This window comes from Streptomyces sp. 891-h (assembly GCF_022760275.1).
GTDB classification, from domain to species: Bacteria; Actinomycetota; Actinomycetes; order Streptomycetales; family Streptomycetaceae; genus Streptomyces; species Streptomyces spirodelae.
In genome coordinates this window covers 3535958-3556787 of record NZ_CP050693.1, presented here as the reverse complement: position 1 = coordinate 3556787, position 20830 = coordinate 3535958, and the positions used below count along the sequence as shown (strand labels likewise).

The following is a 20830-nucleotide window of genomic DNA, read 5'->3' as shown; positions in this document are numbered from 1 at the left end:
TCTCTCACCAGGAGGATGTGCGTGAGCACCACCAAGGAAGCCGCCAAGCTCGAAACCATCCGCGCTCTGCTTGCCAAGGCGGAGGACGCCCGGACGCCAGAGGCGGAAGCGGAGCTGGCCCGGAAGCGGGCGTTCGAGATGATGGCCAAGTACGGCGTTGAGCGGGCCATGCTCGCCGACGAGGACCCGTCCACCGACGCTCCCGCCAACCGTCATTTCAAGCTGGACAACCCCTGGGCAATGCACCGCACCCGGCTTCTGTGCTTCGTTGCCGAAGCCGTGGGATGTCAGGCCATACACCTTGGCAAGGTGGGCAATTCCCGCCGCGTTCACGTCTTCGGCTACGAGTCCGACATTCACCGCGCCCACATGCTCTACGCGTCACTGCGACTCCAGATGCATGGGGCCCTTGACGCGCAACGCGTCCCCTCCAATGTGACGAAGCCCAAGGCGTGGCGACACGCCTGGCAGCTCGGCTTCATCGACCGAGTTGTCGAACGCCTTGAAGAGAGTGAGAGGGCGGCGCGCGACGCTGTCGGGCAGGAGACCTCGGGTACTGGCCGCAGTGGTGCCCTCGTTCTCGCTGACCGCGCCGCGGTCATCGAGGCCAATTTCCACGCGGAGTATCCCCGCACTCGCACTCAGCGCAGCAAGGGCCTCGCAGACGGTTTCGGCTACGGACGTGTTGCTGGCAATCGAGCCGACATAGGCCAAACCGCCCGCGTCGGAGGGGCATCCTCCGGAGCCCTCACCCGCTGAACCGTCCCCTGCCGGGGCGGCGGTCACCGCTGCCCCGGCCCCAGGGGCGGGTCACGAGCAGCCGCGCCCGCAACTCTGAGGCCGTCCCGGAGGCACGTTATGAAGATCGGCAATCACGAAGTGCTCAGCTTTCACACCAACCACCAGACCGGCATGCGTACGGTGCTGCTCCACAACGGTGATGACTGGGTTACCGGCATCATCCCGAAGTCCTTCGGCCCCGACCCCTCCGAATGGTGGCAGGGCCACTACTACGGCGAAAGCTACGACACCGCACGGCAGGATTTTCTAAACAGGTCTGAACTCGTCGCCATACCAGGAGAGTTCGTGATGCGCGTCCGGTTCCTGTTGGATGAGTGGGAAGCCGATGCGGACCCGCGCGCCGAGAACGCCGAGCGCGACCAAGAGGATGAAGAAGCCTGTGCCAACTCCTTCGTGGAGAGGGTCATAACGCTCCTGTACGACCTATCGAATGCGGCTAAGTCCACCTCTACAACACGCTCTTGACCGCCCCGGCTCTTCAGGAGAACACCATGCCTAACCGCCGGATTGCGGCCACCCCCGCCCGCATTCTCACGGCCGTCGCCGACCACATCGAACGCGTCGGCCTGTACCAGGGGGACCACCTCTGGCAGCCCGGCCGTATGGGCGACACCGCCCCGTGCGCCGTGCTGCACCCGTGGGAGCGCGGCGTGCGCTCCGCCCGGCCCCGCTGGTCCGTACGCGGTGAACCGTGGGACATCTTCCAGCGTTCCCTGTTCGACTCCCTTGTGGTGCTCAGCAACCACATCAACGGCCGACCTGCATCCGGCGTCCGATTGCGAAAACTGAGGCTCACCGAGGACGCCTACCGGCGCACCATGCTGTGGAGCTGGGGGACGAGCCGGGGCGTACCACTGCTGAGGCCGCCGCGAAGATCCGCGCCGCCGCAGCCCTGCACCCGAGTAGCGGTGATCACAGCATCCCGGGTTGCCCCACCGTCCATAACATGGTTTAATTAATGATGTCGGAAGGGGGAGGGCAACCCCCCGACCGGCACCCTCGCTGGGTCCAACGGCCCGGCAATCTCTCACCAGGAAGAGAAGGATCGATGACGAACACCAAGACCCAGGTCAACGTCCAGACTGCCCCTGTCCCGTGGCCGACCCTCTCGATCGCCGAACTCGCCGCGCACCCCGGCAACGTCCGCGACATCGAGGCCCCGGCCGATCTGCTGGCCGAGGTGAAGGGCAACGGCGTCATGGAGCCGCTGTATGTCGTGCATACCCACGGCGACGTGCCGCAGATCATCGACGGGTTCCAGCGGCTGGCCGCCGCCGTCGCCGCAGGGCTGGAGACCGTGCCCGTCACGCCCCGCCCCGTCATCCGCATTGACGCGCTCACCCCGCACCCGAAGAACGCCCGCGAAGATCTCGACATCAACGCGCCGTTTGTGGAATCGCTCCGCGCCGAGGGATGCCGCATCCCCGTCAAGATCCAACGACTTGACGGGGGAGCCCTCCAGGTCAACGACGGCAACCGCCGCTTCTACGGCTCGAAGGACGCGGGCCTTACCCACTTGCCGTACGAGTGGGAAGAGGACGACCGCGACGCGGCCGGGCAGTTCCTCGACATGATCACGACCGCCCAGCACCGCAAGGGTCTCACCGCGATCGAGATGAACCAGGCCATGTTCAGCGCGGCCGAAGCGGGCGCGCAGGTCGGCCGCATCGCCAAGGCCGCAGGCGTGCGGCAGAAGGACGTGCGGACTCTCGTCAAGGTGAGGTCTGACGAGAAGCTGAACGCCGTTGTCACCGGCGTGAGCGGCTATGAGTGGACGTTTGAGCACTTGGCCGCACTCTCGGAATTCGCCGACGACCCCGAAGCGCTCGCCGAGATCACCGAGGCCGCCGCCGAGGACGACGCCGACGCCGGAGATGTTGACTGGGCCATTGCGGTCGAACGGACCAAGCGCGACAAGCGGACCAAGGCCGAGGCTCACCGCGCCGAGCTGGAGGCGGCCGGGCGGAAGACCCGGGACGCGGAGGAGCTGTCCGAGCGGGCTACGCCCGTGTGGCGGCTGCGCGGCATCAGCGCCGAGGAGCACGCGGAGTGCAAGGGGCAGGTGTGGGTGTTCGACGAGCGGCGGGGCGACCGGTACGAGCCGTACTGCACCGCCCCCGGCCTGTACGGGCATGAGGTGCTGGGGAGTATCAGCACCGGCAGCAGCGGCACGAAGACCACCGCTCAGAAGGAGGCCGAGCGAGCAGCCCGCGCCGCCGTCAAGAGGGGAAATGTCGACTGGGACGCCTCCGAAGACCTGCGCCGGAAGTGGATCACCGACCTGATCAAGCGCCGCACCCTCCCGAAGAACACCACCAACGCCTTGATCAAGCACGTCAACGAGGCACTCATAGGCGGTACTTGGGGAGTCTCCGACGACCTGAACAAGGAAGGCACCACCGAGATCTTGGCGGCCTTTCTCGGGCTGAGCGCCAAGCAGGCGGAGGACCGGAGTCGGTTCGCTGAGCACATCGCGAAGGACCCCCGCCGGGCCCCTCAGCTCCAGTTCGCGGCCATCGCAGCCGTCCGGGAGAAGTGCGCGAACCGGTCGGCATGGCGCACTGACGACCAGCACGCCCCGTGGACGCGGAAGCCCACCGCCCGCTGGTTCAAGGTCCTGGAGTCCCTGGGGTACCCGCTGACGCCGATCGAGAAGGCCGTGGCGGATGACGAGCCGTACGACCCGGTGAAGACGAAGCTCAGCGCTGCGATCGCGTCCAGCAGTGAGCCGGAGGCCGAGCAGGAGCCCGGCACCGACGAGGAGGCGGGCGAGCCGGAGACGGAGGAGACCGACGAGCCGTCGAGCGACAACGAAGCCGCCGCCTAACCACCTCAGCCACCCGACGCCGGGGGCGGGAACCCGCCCGCCCCCGGCTTTCCCAGGAGCTCCACAGTGACCCGTACAGCTCTGTTCGAGACCCACGTCGAGGACCACGGTTGCGGATGCCTCCCCGTCCCCACCGCACCCGACCCCGGCACCACCGCCGACATCATGCAGGCCCGCGCCATCGCATCGGGACTCGCCGAGTTCGGCATCGGACCCGCCCGCTGGTCCGCCGCCTACGACCACCAGGCCGCCGCCGTCGTCCTGCGCGTGGACACCCCGCGCGGCCTGTACGCGCTCGCCATCCCGGCCCCCGGCCAGCCGTTCCCCGTCCGCCACCGTGGCGAGCGCATCGGCGCGCTGGACTGCCGCCGTACGTACGGCACCGCCGACAGCTACACCGCTGCCTTGTTCGCCGCGTTCCTCCGCGACCGCGCCGCTCTCGACATCCCCGGCCGAGGTGCTTGCCTCACGGTCAAAAACATGGTTTAATTAATTGTGTCGGAGGGGAGGGCGACATCCCCCTCCGACACACGGGCCGCAAGTCGGCCCCCCGGCCGTACGCGGAGGGCAACCCGCCCGGCCGGGGCCCTCGATTCCTCTCTCACCGGCAGGAGCACCCACGATGACCAGCGCAGCCATGCGGTTTTCCATCCCCGCCACGGCCCAATCCCGCGTCCGTCAGCTTGTCGAGGCCACCAACGCCCGCGCCGCCGTCCACCAGCTCACCGCGTACACGCTCGACATCTCCGCGCCCTTCCTTGCCGACTACGAGGTGGACGGCCGCCTTATCGGCAAGCGGCCCACCGTCACCGTGACCATCTCCGGTGACATCCCCCGTCACCACGGCTGGACCGTCATTGCCCGCCTGGACCACGACGACGAGGGCGAGACGATCACCAGCCTGTTTCCCGGTCTGCCCGAGCAGGACGCCGAGGCCGCGCGCCAGTACCGTGCCATCGAGAACTTCTGCCACGGGTGCGCCGTCGCCCGCCATCGCACCGCCACCTACCTCGCGCGCCACGAGAACGGCGAAATACGGCAGTTGGGCACGACGTGCGTCGAGCCGTACACCGGATTGCCGATCAAGGGCCTTGAGGCCCTGTGGCGCTTCGGCACGCTGAAGGACTCCGACTGGGACGGCGACGAGGGCGGTATCCCAGCCGACCTCCGCGTGCCGGTGGTTGAGGTGCTGCGGGTGACCGCCGCCATCGTGGAGGCCGAAGGCCGCTTCTACAGCCGGTCCGAGCAATGGAAGAACACCAGGCCGACCGCCGACGGCGTCGAAGCGTATTTCTTCGACCGCAAGGCCCCGATGGAGTGGAAGGCAGAGATTGACGCCGAGCCGGACGCGCCGAGCACCGCCGCCGCCGTCCGGGCGTGGGCGGTCCAGGGATACGGCAGCCTCTCCGACTACCGCCACAAGGTGGCCCAGTTGGCGAAGGGCGAAACTGTTGACCCCCGTCACCTCCCGACGCTTGTCTCCGCCATCGCGGGATGGCACCGCAACCAGGAGAAGGAAGCCGCCGAGCGGGCCGCCCAGAATTCCAAGCCGCAGGGCGCCGTGGGCGAGCGCATTTCCACGAACGCCACCGTCACGACCGTGATCGAGCTGGAGGGGCGGACATACGGCTACCACACCCAGCGCCGCCGGTTGGTGAAGTTCCAGGACCGCGAAGGGAACGTGTTCGTCTGGTTCAGTTCCGCCGCCGAGGTCCCCGACCAGGGCGATGAAGTCGAGCTGACCGGCACGGTCAAAGACCACAGCATCTACCGCGAGACCGCACAGACCGTACTCACCCGGTGCCGCGTCATCGAGCGCGAGCCGGTAGCGGCATGAGGAAACCGGCCGGGCGGACAGGACGCCGCCCGGCCGGGCCCCGGCTGCTGGGCCGGCGTTAGTGGTTCAGTGCCTCCGGCGGGTCCTCTCTTGGAGGGGGAGGGGGCTGGCCTGTTGGGTGCGGCGTCGTTGTGGTGCGGGTGGTGAAGGCGGGGTTCCCTCCACGGCCGGACACCCGGGGGCGTACCAGGAACCCGGACACGGCGTCCCGGCGGGCCGCTTCGCGGTCGCTGCGCGAGCCTGGACGCCGCGCCCGGAACCCTGGTACGGCGGAGCTGTCCGACCGAGGAGGGAACCCCGCCAGGATCGGTTGTGGCCTGGCCCGGCCGGGCGGGTGCGGGCCGGTGGCGCGGGAAAAGGGCAGGCCAGGGTGTGTATCCGGGTTGACCCATCCCCCTGGAACATGGTTTAATTAATCGTATCGGAAGGGGAGGGCAACCCCCGACCGGCACCGGCAGGCCGACCGGCCGCCGCACACTTCTCACCAGGAGACAGAAGATGACTACGCCGCTCACCGTCGCAGAGCTGGTTTACCCGATCGCCGTCGAACTCGGCGGGAACTGGCGACCGCAATCCGCGCGCCACGGCGTCCGGGAGCTGGACCACGCCGCCGTCCTCACCCACCTTGACGGCCGACAACTCCACCTCTCCGAGCGGTTCGACGACCCCGGCCACCTGCACATCCGAGGAGCATTCCCCGCCACCGACTACCCGTTCCGCGCGGGCGAGCGCGACAGCGTCCGAGCCGCCATGAGCGAGGCCCCCGCGGATATCGCCGCCCGGATCGCCGCCGCCGACCTAATCCCCAGGCACCGTGACGTTCACGAGAGCGTGAAGGAACACAACCGCGCGCAGGCAGAGATGCGCCGGAATGTCGAGGAAACCGCACGCGATCTCTCCTCCCGACTCCCCGGAGCGCGAACCCGAATCGACGGCACAACCGCCTTTGTCTACATGGACCTTGAACCCGGCGAAGTCTGTATCGGACTCGACGGCGAAACCGTGAGTCTCGTACTCAACGACGCGCCCCGGATCATCGCCGACGCCGTCGTATTCGCGGTGAGTCGATTCCTTCCCCACGCCCAGACCCCCGAGGGGGAGCGCGGCGAATACGTCGACGGATACGCCCTCTAATTTTCCGTGCGTTGCGGCGGCGCGCTGCCCAGTGCGCCGCCCTCCCCTCACCAGAAAGGCCCCAGGATGAGCGCCGACGTATTCACTATCGAGCCGCAATGGACCGTGCAGGCCCCGCACCTTCGGTGCACCCTCAAACGCGCCCTTGCGCTCCAGTCCGCACACAATGTGTGGTCCGGTACCGAGCACATCAACAACGCCGTAGCGATGGCCTACGGCGATCAACTCCCGGACTCCGGCCGGTGGGAACTGACCCGTTCCCAACTCCGGACACTCAAAATCGCCATTGAGTGGCGAAGGGCCACGTGTGCGGCCAGCGACAAGAAGACTGCCCCCGATATCCTCGAACGCTGGACGCGGATAGAGGACGAGGTCATAGCCGCATATCGTGTCGTGTCCAACGAGGCGGGTTTGTACTGGATTTAAGGGCTTGCCGACCATCCTAGAACATGGTTTAATTATTTGTGTCGGAAGGGGGAGGGCAACCCCCCGACCGCCCCCGAGGGTCAGTCGGCCCCGGGCGCCGATGTCTCACCAGGAGGACCGCGATATGCCCCGTAAGCCGAAGATGACCGATGAAGAGCGCCGGGCCTACTCCGCCAAGATGCGCAGTGAACTCGAAGCCGTCATGGATCGCGCGTACGGCGCGATGGTCGGCAGCGAAGACTTCTGGGTCGCCGTCATGCGCACGGCCGCGAACCTCACCCACACGGACCGCGACGACCGCAGCCCCACCAACTGCATTGCCGTCGCCGCCCAGCACCCCACCGCCACCCACATACTCAGCTCCGGCGACTGGCGGAAGGTCGGACGCTTCCCGGCCAAGGGCTCCACCTCGCTCCGTATCTGGACACCGATCAAGCGGCGGCCCGAGAGCGGCCAGGAGGCCACGGCCGCAGCCGCCGACGGCGGGCAGCGGGAGACCGCCGACGAGACCGCCGGGGGTGAGGCGCGCAAGGTATCCGGCTTCAAGGCCGGACCGGTTTTCGACATCAGCCAGACCGACGGCGACGCCTACGAGCCGCCCACGCCCGCGCGGTTCACCGTCGAAGAGGTCTGGGCCGCCATCTCCGGAGCCGACGGCGTGCCCGACGCCGACGGGGAGTGCGACTACGCCGTCCGCCTCCACCTCTACAACTCCGCGCTTCAGCGCATCAGCGAACTTGACGCACCCGTGTACGGGCAGCGCGAAGCGGAAGTCGCCTCCGCCGCCCACGTCGCCGCGCTCATCCTCGGAATCGCACCCGGCCCCGCCGTCATGCCGCCGCTCGCGGGCATCATCACCGACGGCAGGAAGCCCCCGGTTCACGAGGCCGCCGTACGAGCCATCGAGACCGGCCGCGCCATCGCAAGTGCAGTCCGGGCCGCCGCCGAGCGCCGCCGCGAACTTGCCGTGACCGGTTGACCCGAACCCAAGAACATGGTTTAATTAGTGGTATCGGAAGGGGGAGGGCAACCCCCCGACCGACACCCCCGCCGGGGCCGACCGGCCCCGGCGGAACCTCTCACCAGACAGGGATACGACATGCTCACCACCGACCAGAAGCCCACAGTCCAGGACTTCCCCACCGCCACGCTCGTGATCGCCGGACCCTGGCACCGGGGCCACCAGCAGGACACCCGCCCCGCCGTCGTCGTCGGCCCTTTCGGCGGGCCGGAGTTCGCGGACGAGGCCACCATGGCAGTGGTCTGGTACTTCACCCTCGGTGCCCCGCAGCCGGGCGACAGCGTCCAGGCGATGTTCCCGCACGAGCTGACCCCGCTGGACGACACGCTCACCACGATGCACCAGGACACGTTCCGCGACATCGTCCGCAGCCTGCGCCGGGGCCGGTTCGCCTACGACGACGGGGACGCGCTCCGCGCCGCCGTCCGCCAGGCATGGCGCGAGCGGACCGGACTGGCCGACGCCGACCCGGCCGCCCGCCACACACTCCACCGCAGCTGACACCCAGGCCCGCCGGTCCGGGGGAGGGCAACCCTCCGAACCGGCAGGCCCCCAGCACCCCAGCGGACACCCCTTCGGGGCGGCAGGACAGGTCCGGTCCGGTGCCCGCCGCCGGCCGACTCCGCCGCAGGCGGCTCCGCCGACCGACGGCGGGCACAGGACCGCAGCGGACGCGCCCCGCGGGGGCGCGACTGCCCCTGTCGTCGCGCAGGCGCGACTACCCGCGAGCCGATCGTCCCTCACGGCCCGCGCCGGTGGTGCAGCGCCGCTGCCAACGCACGGTCCGCCCTGCGGCTGGACCACAAACTCTCACCAGAAAAGACCAGTTCAGTGACTATCGAGATCACCCACACCCGCCGAGAAGGAACCCTGATCGAGGGGACCAGCCGGGGCGACGGATCGGCCGAGATCCTGCGACTCCGTGAGTACGGTCGCACCCAGCGCCAGCCCTTCCGCTGGAGCAGGAACCTTGACTGCTGGTACCTCCCGCACAGCCGCGACCACGCCACCTACACGCCCTCCCTCGAACTCCTCGCGCAGCGACTCCGGGAGAAGGGGGTCGAGGTCACGCTGACCGTCGACAACGCCGACCGCCGGAGCTTCACCGAGGCCGAACAGGAGCGGGAGGAGAAGGCCGAAGGCCGGGCAGACCGGTTCGGCGGGTACGCGGCCAGCTCCACCCAGTCCTCCGAGACCGCGTGGAAGAAGAGCCACGACATATCCGAGCGGTTCGCCTTCGGTCAACCGATCCTCATCGGTCACCACTCTGAAGGCCGCGCCCGCCGCGATCACGCGCGGATGGACGACGCGATGCGCAAGAGCATCAGCGAGAGCGACCGCGCCGCCCACTGGACCGGCCGGGCCCAAGCCGCCGCGAACTACCAGCAGTTCAAGAAGGACCCCGGCCGCACCCTCCGCCGCCTGGACAAGCTACGAGCAGACCTCCGCGCGGTCGAGAAGTGGCAGCGCGGCCAGTCCGCCAAGGGGTTCTCCCGGAACCCGGCAGATCCGGAGCTGGAGATCGAGCACCAGGAGCTGACCGAGGAGATCGCCCATTGGGAGAAGGTCATCAAGGACGCTGAGGCCGAGGGCTTCAAGGTGTGGTCGCGGGCCGACTTCACGCGCGGGGACTTCGTTCTCTACCGCGGTACCTGGTACGAGGTCCTGCGGGTCAACCCGAAGTCCGTGACCATTCCCCACATCCACAACGGCACCGGCAAGCGCATCGTCCGCGCCACCGGCAACCAGCACGACGACTGGACATGGACCGCCCCCTACAACGACGTATCCGGACGTAAGAGCGCCGACGAGATGCAGCAGCCACCCCAGGCCCCGGCCACCGAAGCGCAGGAACCAGCCGAGCAGTCCCCGGCGGTCGAGGAACCGGTGCCGGTCGGGAAGCCGACCGCCGCAACGGCCCCCGCCGAAGGTACAAGCTGGCTGGACGGCATGGCGCTCGTGCTGATCGCCTCGAAGAACTCCCCGCGCCGCCGCAAGCGCGCCTTGTGGGCGATGACCCGCCGTGAGGCACAGGCAGTGTGCGGCGACCCCCGCATCTCCGGCCGCTCCTACATGCTCACCTGGACCGACCGGCCCGGCACCGAGGGCACCGACTGGGAATGGGTCCGGGACAACGGCAGCCACGCCCCGGTCCTCAACGAGCTGGGCATCACCCCGCGCCGTGAGTGGACCGGCGCCCCGCAGGCCCCGGGCGGGGCCGCGTAACTACGCCCCGCCCGCCCCGGCGGCCGAGCGCGCCGGGGCAGGCCCCTCTCTCACCAGAACAGGGCACCACCATGAACACGCAATCCCACGAACGACCCAAGACCATCACCGTCCCCGACACCGAAGCGGGCAGACTCGTCGTCCCCGCGACCCGGGGCAGCGCCACCGTTCCGACGTACCGCGTCGGCGCCCCCGACATCCAGTGCCGATACCCCGTGATCATCGGCGAAGACCAGGTCATCGGCCGCGCATACCGCTGGCACCGAGACTGGCTCGTCCTCACCACCGAAGGCGAACACAACCTCCGTCGCCCGCCCAAGGGGACTCCCGGCACCGACATGGCCGCCGCCCATCTCGCCGAGGAGTACGCCGCTGGTCGGACCGGCGCCGTTCCCCTGGACCAAGTGCTTGCCGAGGCTCCCACGCCGTTGTGCGGACCGGTGCCCCTCCTTCACCCGCGGATGCCGGTCAACGATCGCAACATCGAAGGCGCGGAGATCGCGTTCGCGGGACTCCGGGCCCACCACTGGCGGGCCGTCCTCACCGGATTTCCGGGGTCCGACAACCACTGGTTTCTCTCCTGCGAGCTGTGCGGCTGGGAAGGCCCCAAGTTCTGGTCGCACTTGCGCGGGCGCAACGGAGAACCCCCGAGCGCACACCGCCACAAGGGCGGGTGCATTGGAGAGGACAAGGTCCACCGACTGATCCCCGCCTACCACTAGCAGCCCGACCGGGGGCGGCGGCAGCGCGCCGCCGCCCCCGCCCTTCCCGAAGGACAGCACTGTGCCGACCCACCACACCCCCGAAAGCATCGTCATCGCGGACACCCCAGCAGCGATCCTGGAATGGGCCGCCCGCCACATCGAACACGTCGGCATCCACCAGGGCCCGCACCTGTTCGCCGGTCCCGGCCGTACGGCCACGTTGCCGTGCTGGCCGCGCGGCGCCCTCCAAGTCGCCGCCGGCCAAGGGCGGGGAGCCGCCGGCCGGACGTACGACTGGGACCGCATCGACCGCGCACGCGATCAAGCGTTCGCCATCCTCGCGGAAACGCTCGCCGGTCACCCCGTCGACATCGACGACCCCGCCGCCGCCAAGGCCTTGCACCGCGAGGTCATCGACCGGTGGAGCACCGAGCCCGGCCGCACCGCCGCCGACGCCGCCCGCGCTTTCCGCGCCGCCGCCACCCGCGCCGACCACGCCCTGTTCTAACCCCGACCGCCCGCCAGCATCCCGAGTCATCGAAGGCCAGCAAGATGGACGAGACGACAGACCGCAGCACCACAAGGACGCCAAGCCGCCGAGGAGCCGCCACCCCCAGCCGGGACGGCGTCCACCGACTCAGCGTCCACCTCCACCCGCGGCTCAACGCGACCGAGATGATCCGCGTACTCCTCGCGGCCCCCGGGGAAAACGACCTCTCCGCCCTCGCCCCCGTACAGGTCCGATCGCTCATCGCCGACGTGCTCACCCAACACGGCTATGACGTGCTCGACCGCTCGCCGTACTACCCGGAGCTCGACCGCCACCAGGACGCCCGCCGCGCCGTACGCCGCGCGTACGGGCCCCGGTTCCTCGACGCCCCCGACGAACAGGCCGTGCTCGCGGACCCGCTCCGCGAAGTGCTCGCCGCCGGAAGCAGGACGTCGTGACCGCCACCGTCGCCGAGCCGACCGGAGCACGGCCACGGCAGACGTACTACTGGCGAGTGCGCAACGCACGCACACGCCACCGACCCGAAAGCGCGGCCCAGGCGTGGCACATCCAGCCCGGACACCCCGGCGGCGAGTACAGCGATCTCGGCCACGAACTGGACGCGCCCGCACACCACACCCCGACCCTGCTCCCGCAGCCGGTCAACCGGCCGCCGGGGGGAGAAGCAGGAGTTCCGCGGCGGGTGTCTTGCGTGCCAATGGGAGGGCCCCGTGCACTGCGGCGAAGGGTTCGGGGACGGTGACAACGAGTCGGTGGAGGAGGCGCACGACCACGCTTTCCCCGGCTGGAGGACGCTGCCCCCGATCACCAAGGCCGAGGACCGATGGGCCGTCCCGCGGAGCCGGAGCCGCTGGACTCAGCTCACCGCCCAGTACCCGGCAGGCTGGATCGACCAGGGCGCTCCCGTCCTGGCCTGTCGCCGCTACCGCCGCGAAGCCCACGCTCCACCGCACGCGGGACGACCCCGCTACGAACTCCACACGCCCTGGCCACCGAGCAGCCAGGGCAAACGTCCCACAGATCAGGGGACCCTCTTCCGATGACCGCTACCCTCCGGGCCAGGGCCCGGCCCCACTCAGCGCAAAGGTGGTTTAATTACCCGGCCATCAGCGGAGCAGGCAACCTCCGACCGGCAGCGCGTCCCATGGACGCCACCCCAGACAACAGATGACGGCCAGCGCACAAGGGCAACAAGGCGCTGGCCGTCGTGTCCTTCTCACCAGAAAGACCACACCATGCTATGCGACCGACACCCCGACCGTCCCCAGCCCGGCGACCTCGCACAACTCAGGAGAGGTAACAGCATCGGCGCCGACACCACCGAGAGCTTCGTCATCGTCGAGGACTTCCCGCCCACAGGCCAGCACCTCGTACTCAACCTCCTACCCGAGCACTCCGGCCGAGGCGACTGGGCCGCCGCCGTCCCCCTGGACGACATCGCCACCCTCACCCGGCTCGAACCCGCCGGCAGCCGCACGTGGACGCCGGCCCCGGACCCGGATCGACATCCAGTGACCCCGCCCAGCGGTCACGACCCGACCCGAACAGGAGGCGACCGTGTCCCGCAAGACCGGCCGCACGCTCTACTCACGCGCGGACCTGCGCAAGGTCCACGGCATCAGCGAGCCGACGCTTCAGAACCTATGGACCGACAGGGAGAACAACGGACACCCGCCCGTCGCGGAGACCGTCGACGGCGTCATGCACTGGGACGGCGACGCGTGGGCGACATGGCACCACGAGCTTCAGCGGCAACGTGCTGCCGCGAACACCACGAACCCGCCGAAGCTCGACGGCGACCCCGAAGAGATGGTCGGCCCCGCCGAAGCGGCGAAGGTCTGCGGATTCTCCGACTCCGCCACCGTTTCCCACTACCTCAAGAGCCCACCGGAAGGGTGGCCCGAGCCCGACGACTGGGACGAACTCCCGACCCGTCGGCGCCCGAAATGGAAGCGCTGGAAACTGTGGAAGTACGTCGCCGAGCGCAAGGGCCGCGGACATGCCGGCGGCCGGAAGAAGGGCCGCCGCAGGCTCGCCTACCCCTACCAGGGAGACGACCGGCTCACCCTCGCCAGGCAGCTCCTCGCTGCCAACCCGGGAGCCAAGAACGCCGACCTCATCGCAGAGCTTCAGGAGAAGAGCGAAACCGCGTATTCCCGTACGGTCTGGCACCTCATCCTGAAGTCCGCCCGAGAGCACCCCGAGGAGGAGTGACCCGTGCTCGGCAGCAGCTGCCCGCGCTGCGGCGGCCCGCTCGGTGAACGGCCCTCACGTTCTCGGCTGACCATCGATCGGAAGGTCTTCGTCTGTACCCCTTGCGGTACAGACGAAGCCGTACGCGAAGCGGCAGGAAAACCGCCGATCCCCTTCGGCGACTGGCCCATTCGGACCGGCTGACTTCGTAACCCCAGACCCGTCCTTGCGCTGGAAAACAGTGAGGGGGGCGGGCCATTGGCCCGCCCCCCTCACGCATCGGCGGCTCGGTGTCGCATGCCCTATTGCAGGAACAGCGAGAAAGTCCCAAGAAGCAGGCTCATCGTGGTGGCGAATGCACCTCCCCCAGCGGTCAACGTGACCAAGAGGCTCGCCCCCGCGGCGTAGAAGATAAACGCTGCCCCAAGAGCGACCACGAGGGAGAGGAGTACAGCGATGATGACCAGCATCAGCCGGGACCTGAAGTTCGACAGCATGCGGATTTCGACCTTGCCCAATCCGACTCACGGTGGTCGAATCCGGGACTAGGCAGCCTCAGCTCGACCACCTGACAACAGTGGCCACTAGCTGAGGACCCGCCGACGTTTCAGATCCGCGCGGAGCCGACCCGCAACTACCGGCTGCCTCCAACAAGGTTGTGGATTTCTCCTCGCCCTGCGGGGTTCGTGGTGTTCCGTTCGCCCGGCACGTCGACCCCGAGAGAACGGAGACCTAAGACGGGCTTTGCCCTACCCGTCGCCAGCCTCGTGCTCGTCTTGCTTGAGCCCGCTCATCGTGGCACGAAAGGCCCGCCGTGTGCGGGCCTTCCTACGAAGCCGTTTAGATGAACTGCAATCGAGTGGCGAGCTGAAACTTCCCTAGCGTTCAAGATCGTCAACGATCGCCTCAACGACCGCCGACGCTCCGCCGATCTCCTGCGGTACCGCAATTCCAACGACCGTTCGGTGTGTGGTGAGACCGCCGGGCAGCAACACCGGTGTGGGGTCCTCCCGCACGATCCGCAGAATGTGGGAGTCGGAAGCCCCCTCCACGCGATAGCCCGCCTGGAGGCGCGAGAGCCACGCGTGATCGACCGCCACCGCCCTGCCATTCACGGCGCCCACGCGGACCCCGCGTGTCACCCACGAGGACCATGCGACAGCACTCCATCCAGGCTCATCCGCCTGGGCAGGGATGGCATCCGAAAGATCAGGATGGGCCTCGGACACCCATCGGGATTCCGCAGCCTTGCGGAGCACCCATTGCCCGTCCCGATTGATCTCCTCGTGCGAGAGGCCCTGGAAGACGCCAACGGCGCGCATATCAAGCGTGACGTGGCCGTCAGTAATCCGCTCGCCATGTACCCAAACTTGATCTTTGTTCACGACCCAGTCGCAGAGTCGTTCCCGTGCCACTGTCACTCGTCATACTCCCGGCAGAAATCTGGAAACCCACCGTAAAACAGATCAGCCGTCACGCCACAGTGTCGATCTTGCCCCGGCACGCGGCGCGCAACATGTCCAGCTGTGCTACCGCTTCCCGGCACAGAGGGGTGCCGGGACAGGCGATGGCTTCCGTCACCAAAGCTTCCAGCGAACGGCGGTCTTCGGTGGGAATGAGGAATGTCCCGGACAGGTGGAACCCGGTCTGGATCTTGCTCCGCAATGTCAGTTCCAAGGCGTCCCAGGCATCCTCGGCCGCCTCCTGAAGCCTCCGCCGTTCAGTCACCGCACCTTGTGAGAGCCGGTCCAGACATCGCACCATCCGCCCGGCGTTGCTCGCCAGCTGTGTGCCGAGCTTCCGTACCCGGGCGAACACCTTCAGCAGCGCGGTACCCAGACCGACGACCGCACCCAGGGAGGTCCCGACGACGACCGGTTCGAAGCGCTCGGGGACCGGCAGGGCCCGGGTGATGCAAAACACGAGGCCGACGGTGCCGCAGACCATGGAGAACGCCTGGAACGCCGCTGCCCAGGTGAGGCGTCCCGCCAACCGCTCGAAGGCGAAGGAGGTCGGCTCCGGCGCACCGCTGGACACGTGGAAACCCCACAGTCCGAGCAGAGCTACGCCGGCCAGCGCAGGGTTATCCGACAGTGTCCCGGCAGCCGCAATCGCGACCGCGCCGAGCAGCAGCACGTACACGATCAACGGCAAGAAGGTGATCACCCGGTGCCAGCGCTCGGAGCGCGCCACGAACCAAGGCTTCACGACCAAGTACGCGCCCACGACGAGTAGACAGGCCGGGAAATTCAAGGGGTTCACCTCGTAGAGACGAGCTGCCGCCAGGAGGATCACGCCTGCGACACCGCAGGTCGCCCCGATCCATACCCGCTGACGGAGCCGGCGCGCTTCGGCTGCGGACGGTAGGGACGCGACTGTCACGGAAGAGCCTCCTCGCGTTGGTCGGCGCCTCTCTTCGAGCGCCGACACGGCCTCTTGAGGAGAACACCAGCCACTGACACCAACACGAGCCGCCCGGTAACAGCGAAAACCCGAGCCGCCATTCACCTACGACTTTCAGAGACAGAGGACCGTCTCTCTACTGATCTCGATTGAAGAGGACCAAGGTATCGTCACTCCGTGACGATACAATCAGCCAAGATGACCGAATCTGAACAGAACTGACCGGAGGAGGTGGGCGGGCCAGTGGGATGGGTGACCATGATCGGCCCGTCCGACGAACAGGTCGAATACCGCCTGACCGGGGGACACGGCTGCGGCAAAGCCACCTCTGTAGATGCCGCCCCGCTTGTCGCCGCCGTCGAGGCCAAGGCCGCGGAAGCGGGAACTACCGTCGCCGCCTTGCTCGGCGCCACCGAGGCGAAGAAGGCGTTCTACCGGGCCCGCGCCCAACTGCGGAACGACAAGAAGACCCGGTTCACCGGATTCGACGCCATCGAAGTCGCCGCCGCGGCCGGTATCGAAGCCCGCGACCTGTACGGAGACAGCGTCCTTCCCGCCCCGCCCACAGACGGACAGGTGGACTACCACCTCGACGCCAGCGAACGCCCTCTGGTCTGGATCGGAAACGGCCTCACCGAGTTCGACATCACCCCCGGCAGCGTCCTCGCCCCTGAGCACTTCCAGGCCGCGCGACGTCTCATGCACGGCGAGGACCCCCGGACCGGGCAAACCCTCGTCGAACCCAAGCTGGCCATCGCGCCGGCCGCCAAGCTCCCCGCCGCCCCACTGGCCCGCGCCGTCCGCCGCGCCGCCGCCGAACGCAGCGTGAACCCCGCCTCACTGCTGAACTCCAAGCGCAAGCAGGACGCCTTCCGCCGGATGGAGAGCCAGCTCAAGCGGTTCGGAGAGTCGCACCGCGTCCCCGTCTCGACGGTGCTGAAGCTCGCCGACGCCGTCGGCATCGACGCCGTCGAGCTCTACGGCGAGGACGTGGTGGAGAAGGCGATCGCTGCCGAGGCGGGCGGCCACCTGGACGCCCGCGCGCTCCTGCGCGCGGTCGAGGCCCGCGCCACCCAGACCGGGCAACAGTGCGCCGACCTGTTCGACGCCGCGTCCATGAAGCGCCGGTACATCCAGACCGAGGGCGAAGGCGCACGTCGTCTTCGGGACCTGCCGATGGACGTACGCGAAGCCGTCGCGATGGCCAAGGCGGCAGGGCTCGCGCCCGAGGATGTGTGGGACGAAGAGGAGATCAAGGCCGCTCTCCTCGAAGGCCGCGTGCAGGTCGGCAACTTCGGTGCCGACGTCACCTTGGATCTCTCGAAGTCGAAGAGTGCGTTCCTCGCCTACGCGCCCGAGGAGATCGCCGCTCAGGTCGAGGGCATCTACACGGCCGCTGGCCGCGAGTCCATCGGTGCTCTCGAACGGTGGACCGCGTACGCCATGCGCGGCCACCACGGCGACGGCGACGAAGCCGGGACCGTGGAGACGAGCGGGTTCTCCGGCTGGATGATGGTCCACCGCGCCGCCCGCCCCGTGGACGGCGCCCCATACGGAGACCCGCACTTCCACCTGCACTTCACCCTGGCCAACATGGTCAAGGGCACCGACGGCAAGTGGTCCACCATGGCCAGCGGGGGCCGCGACCTGCACCGGCACACCCGCGCGACCCAGTCCCTCATGAACGCCCGCATCCGCAGGGAGCTGACCGACACGTTCGGCATCAGCTTCCGCCGTGACGAGCGGACCGGCGCGTGGGAGATCGGGGCCATCCCCGAGGCCACGATCCGACTTTTCAGCAAGCGCGACAGCCAGGTCCGGGACCTACTGACGAAACTCGGCATCGACTACGACAACGCGACGACCCGCGAGCGCACCGCCGCCTCAACCGCGTCCAAGGCCGCGAAGAACGGCGAAGCCGCCGGAGTCGAGGACGACGTGCTGCGCGCCTACTGGCAGGCCGAAGGCCGCGCTGCCGGTGACGACCCCGACGCCATCGCGGCCAGCGCCATAGGACCAGGCCGAGCAGACCAGAACCCCTCCCTGGACGAGCTGTGCGCCCAGGTCTTCGACCCGAAGACCGGCCTGACCGCGCACGCCAAGGACTTCACTCACGCCGCCGCCATCGCCGCCGTGCTGGACGCCCTCCCGTACGGCGTCGCGGACGCTGCCGAGGCCGAACAGCTCACCAGCTCCGTCCTCCGTCACGCCGGATACGCGGTCCAGCTGAACCCGAAGGGCGCCCAGCACTTCACGCACGCCGACCGGTACACCACGGCGGACATCGTGGCCGCGGAAACGCTCATCATCTCCGAGGCTGAGAACCGTCTCAACGAGCAGGCCGCCCTTGTCAGCCGCGACACGATCGACATGACGCTGTCCACCGTCGAAGCCCAGCACGGTGGCACCTTCGCGTTCTCCGACGAACAGCGCGCAGTCCTCGGACGGCTGCTCACTGCCGGACACGGAATCGATTCGGTGGAGGGCATTGCCGGGTCGGGCAAGACCACGATCATGAACACCGCCCGGGCGGCATGGGAATCCCACGGCCTCGTCATCGCCGGCGCGAGCACGGCCGCCGTCGCCGCCGCGAACCTCAAAGCCGAGGCGGGCATCGAGTCTCGTACGCTCGCGTCCTGGCTCACCGGCATCCGCAACGGTGGCTCCGGCCTCACCGGCGTTGACGTCCTGGTCATGGACGAGGCCGCCATGTGCGACGACCGCGACATCGCCGAACTCCTCGCCCACGCCGCTGAAACCGGGACGAAGGTCGTCGGCATCGGCGACCCCAAGCAGTTGCACTCGCCGGGCATCGGCGGGTCCTTCGCCGCCGTGCACCGCATCGTTGGAGGACTCCGCCTCACCGAGAACTTCCGCCAGAAGGACGCGATCGAGCGCCGGGCACTGGAACTGTGGCGCGACGACAAACGCGTGGAAACCCTCCGCACCTTCGCCGGTACCGGCCGCGTGCACGCCCTCTCGGACAAGGACGCCACCCTCGCCGCGATGCTCACCATCTGGACCGACAAGCGCGCGGCGCACCCCGACGACCACACCGCCGTGCAGCAGCTCGTCATGCTCGCCGCCACCAACGAGATCGTGGAAGAGCTGAACACAGGAGCCCGCGCGCTACGGAAGGCGAACGGCGATCTCACCGGCCCCGAGCACGTCTACGCGCTCCCTGGCGGCGGCGAGCTGACGCTGTCCGTCGGTGACCAGGTACTCCTTCGGACCAACGACTACCGGGGCAAGAAGAGCCGAGGCGAGAACGAAGACGTCCTGAACGGCTACCGCGGAATCGTGCGCGCCGTGGACGAAGAACGCCGGGTGCTGGTGGAGTGGCGGGAGAAGACGGGCGATGGCCACGGTGACGTTGCCGAATGGGTTGACGCCGACTACATCGCACAGGGCGGACTCAGCCTTGGATACGCGATCACCGGCCACAAGAGCCAGGGGCTCACCGTCCAAGAGGCCCTGGTCTACGGCCCCGGAGCCCAGGCGAACGCGCTCTACACGATGATGAGCCGCGACAAGAAGGAGTCGCACCTCTTCCTGCCGCTCTCCGTCTACGAGACCGACACAGACCGCGCCCGCCACGGCGACGCACTTACCGAACAGGAACAGCTTGACCGCGCCGTGGCGGGCCTCATTCGCGAGATCGAGAACGGCACCGAGGAACGCATGATCCTCACCGAACTGCCGAAGAACGCGGTCCCTGCCCATGTCCGCGAGGTCGTAGCAGACCTCCCGACCCCGCGGGCCCCCGGCGCCGACGAGTCTCACGACGCAGACACTCCCGAAGAGGCTCCGGAGCACGAGGACCGCCCCGCACCGGCGAACGCCGAGCCGCCCACGGAGCCGACCACACCTTCGGACCCCGCGCCGACGGCTCACCGTCCCTACGCTCACCTCAGTAACTCGGCGCTGCGTGACGCCGCGCGGAAGGCCGCCACTGCTGCCCGCGCCACGAGGACGGCGGCCGACAAGGCCGAGGCCGCGGCCGACCGCGCCGAAGAGCAAGCTTCCGCCGGAACCGGTCCGAACGCGCTCGCGCTCCACCGCCGGCACCAGGCCGTGGCCGACCGCGCCGAGGCAATCCGCGAAGTTCGAGCACTGGACAGCACGATTACCGAACGCGCTGCCGGACTGCACAGCACGCAGAGCCGTATCGAAGGGCTTGAACAGCAGCTTTCCGCGACCGGCCCCTTCGGGCGTCCGGTCCTTCGCGGGGACGAGCGAGCTGCGGTCGAGGCAGAGCATGAGGGACTGCTTCGTACGTACGAGGAGACCGGGCGAGAACTGGAGCAGATGAACGCACGGTCCCAAGAGTTTGCCCAGGTGGCCGGTCCGGCCGATGAGCAAGAAGGGGTGCTCACCGAAGCGGACATGCCGCAGGAGGAGAAGGCCGCTCTCCTGCGGCGGGCCCAGGCGAGGGACAACCAGGCAGCGAAGCAACTCCGGGCCGAAGCCACCAAGGCGCGCGGCACGGCCTGCGACGCCGAGCACCGTGATGCCGGCCTTCGGGGTGAACTGTCAGCACGAGCCCGAGGGAGCGCGCAGACATCGAGTTCGGGGCCCCAGCGTCAGCTTGGGCGGGATGGAGTGCCTGTATCTCCGTACACCGGCCCGGCAGGCATGGATGTGTATCAGTCACACGATGGACCGAGCGAGCCCCCTGTTGGCCCGCTGCTGTGAAGGAGCCCGCCGTCCAACCAGACCCGTCGGAAGCCCCGGTTGGTCATACCTA

Annotated in this window: 18 protein-coding genes; 15 read left to right on the top strand and 3 right to left on the bottom strand. The window is 68.5% G+C overall.

All coding sequences use genetic code 11. The features are described from left to right. The first annotated feature begins 21 nt into the window (after positions 1-21). The 14 genes from HC362_RS15385 to HC362_RS15320 all read left to right on the top strand — a co-directional run bounded on the left by HC362_RS15385 (position 22) and on the right by HC362_RS15320 (position 13701). On the top strand, positions 22-759 hold the full coding sequence (locus tag HC362_RS15385) for a DUF2786 domain-containing protein (RefSeq protein ID WP_243084536.1): 738 nt from the start codon (positions 22-24) through the stop codon (positions 757-759). Between the two features lie 99 nt (positions 760-858). Continuing rightward, a complete protein-coding gene (locus HC362_RS15380; protein WP_243084535.1) occupies positions 859-1266 on the top strand; it encodes a hypothetical protein in 408 nt (135 codons plus the stop codon). 583 nt (positions 1267-1849) lie between these two features. Next, a complete protein-coding gene (locus tag HC362_RS15375; RefSeq protein ID WP_243084534.1) occupies positions 1850-3628 on the top strand; it encodes a ParB N-terminal domain-containing protein in 1779 nt (592 codons plus the stop codon). Between the two features lie 66 nt (positions 3629-3694). Continuing rightward, complete coding sequence (locus tag HC362_RS15370; RefSeq protein ID WP_243084533.1) at positions 3695-4117, top strand: hypothetical protein; 423 nt, start codon at positions 3695-3697, stop codon at positions 4115-4117. Between the two features lie 133 nt (positions 4118-4250). Beyond that, positions 4251-5465: a hypothetical protein gene (locus HC362_RS15365; protein WP_243084532.1), complete on the top strand. Its 1215-nt coding sequence runs from the start codon at positions 4251-4253 to the stop codon at positions 5463-5465. Positions 5466-5963: 498 nt separating this feature from the next. Next, positions 5964-6599, top strand: coding sequence for a hypothetical protein (locus tag HC362_RS15360; protein WP_243084531.1), 636 nt, complete (start codon positions 5964-5966; stop codon positions 6597-6599). 550 nt (positions 6600-7149) lie between these two features. Continuing rightward, positions 7150-8004 carry a hypothetical protein gene (locus HC362_RS15355; RefSeq protein WP_243084530.1) on the top strand — a complete coding sequence of 285 codons (855 nt, stop codon included), beginning with the start codon at positions 7150-7152 and terminating at the stop codon, positions 8002-8004. A gap of 120 nt (positions 8005-8124) precedes the next feature. Next, the gene (locus HC362_RS15350; protein WP_243084529.1) at positions 8125-8547 is read left to right on the top strand and encodes a DUF6409 family protein; all 423 of its coding nucleotides are present in this window, start codon (positions 8125-8127) and stop codon (positions 8545-8547) included. Between the two features lie 330 nt (positions 8548-8877). Next, positions 8878-10272, top strand: a complete 1395-nt coding sequence (locus tag HC362_RS15345; protein WP_243084528.1) for a DUF3560 domain-containing protein — start codon at positions 8878-8880, stop codon at positions 10270-10272. Positions 10273-10343: 71 nt separating this feature from the next. Then, entirely contained in the window at positions 10344-10994 is a 651-nt protein-coding gene (locus tag HC362_RS15340) for a hypothetical protein (RefSeq protein WP_243084527.1), read from the top strand. Between the two features lie 61 nt (positions 10995-11055). Continuing rightward, positions 11056-11484, top strand: a complete 429-nt coding sequence (locus tag HC362_RS15335; protein WP_243084526.1) for a DUF6197 family protein — start codon at positions 11056-11058, stop codon at positions 11482-11484. Between the two features lie 44 nt (positions 11485-11528). Further along, the gene (locus HC362_RS15330; protein ID WP_243084525.1) at positions 11529-11924 is read left to right on the top strand and encodes a DUF6181 family protein; all 396 of its coding nucleotides are present in this window, start codon (positions 11529-11531) and stop codon (positions 11922-11924) included. 144 nt (positions 11925-12068) lie between these two features. Further along, positions 12069-12530: a DUF6349 family protein gene (locus HC362_RS15325; RefSeq protein WP_347568540.1), complete on the top strand. Its 462-nt coding sequence runs from the start codon at positions 12069-12071 to the stop codon at positions 12528-12530. Between the two features lie 514 nt (positions 12531-13044). Then, a complete protein-coding gene (locus tag HC362_RS15320; RefSeq protein ID WP_243084524.1) occupies positions 13045-13701 on the top strand; it encodes a hypothetical protein in 657 nt (218 codons plus the stop codon). Between the two features lie 281 nt (positions 13702-13982). On the opposite strand, the gene HC362_RS15315 is transcribed toward HC362_RS15320, so the two are convergent. The 3 genes from HC362_RS15315 to HC362_RS15305 form a co-directional block, all read right to left on the bottom strand. Continuing rightward, the gene (locus HC362_RS15315; RefSeq protein WP_243084523.1) at positions 13983-14198 is read right to left on the bottom strand and encodes a hypothetical protein; all 216 of its coding nucleotides are present in this window, start codon (positions 14196-14198) and stop codon (positions 13983-13985) included. A 360-nt stretch (positions 14199-14558) separates the two neighbouring features. Then, positions 14559-15065 (bottom strand): hypothetical protein, encoded by a 507-nt coding sequence (locus HC362_RS15310; protein WP_243084522.1) that lies wholly within the window; start codon positions 15063-15065, stop codon positions 14559-14561. Between the two features lie 88 nt (positions 15066-15153). Next, complete coding sequence (locus HC362_RS15305; RefSeq protein WP_243084521.1) at positions 15154-16062, bottom strand: hypothetical protein; 909 nt, start codon at positions 16060-16062, stop codon at positions 15154-15156. A 264-nt stretch (positions 16063-16326) separates the two neighbouring features. On the opposite strand from HC362_RS15305, the gene mobF reads away from it, so the two are divergent. Next, positions 16327-20778 carry a MobF family relaxase gene (mobF, locus tag HC362_RS15300; RefSeq protein ID WP_243084520.1) on the top strand — a complete coding sequence of 1484 codons (4452 nt, stop codon included), beginning with the start codon at positions 16327-16329 and terminating at the stop codon, positions 20776-20778. Positions 20779-20830: the final 52 nt, after the last annotated feature.

Bases quoted from the DNA above. Each gene is read 5' to 3' on its own strand.
- HC362_RS15330 (WP_243084525.1), top strand. From the start codon at position 11,529: ATGGACGAGACGACAGACCGCAGCACCACAAGGACGCCAAGCCGCCGA.
- HC362_RS15365 (WP_243084532.1), top strand. From the start codon at position 4,251: ATGACCAGCGCAGCCATGCGGTTTTCCATCCCCGCCACGGCCCAATCC.
- HC362_RS15355 (WP_243084530.1), top strand. From the start codon at position 7,150: ATGCCCCGTAAGCCGAAGATGACCGATGAAGAGCGCCGGGCCTACTCC.
- HC362_RS15350 (WP_243084529.1), top strand. From the start codon at position 8,125: ATGCTCACCACCGACCAGAAGCCCACAGTCCAGGACTTCCCCACCGCC.
- HC362_RS15360 (WP_243084531.1), top strand. From the start codon at position 5,964: ATGACTACGCCGCTCACCGTCGCAGAGCTGGTTTACCCGATCGCCGTC.
- HC362_RS15380 (WP_243084535.1), top strand. From the start codon at position 859: ATGAAGATCGGCAATCACGAAGTGCTCAGCTTTCACACCAACCACCAG.
- HC362_RS15340 (WP_243084527.1), top strand. From the start codon at position 10,344: ATGAACACGCAATCCCACGAACGACCCAAGACCATCACCGTCCCCGAC.
- HC362_RS15375 (WP_243084534.1), top strand. From the start codon at position 1,850: ATGACGAACACCAAGACCCAGGTCAACGTCCAGACTGCCCCTGTCCCG.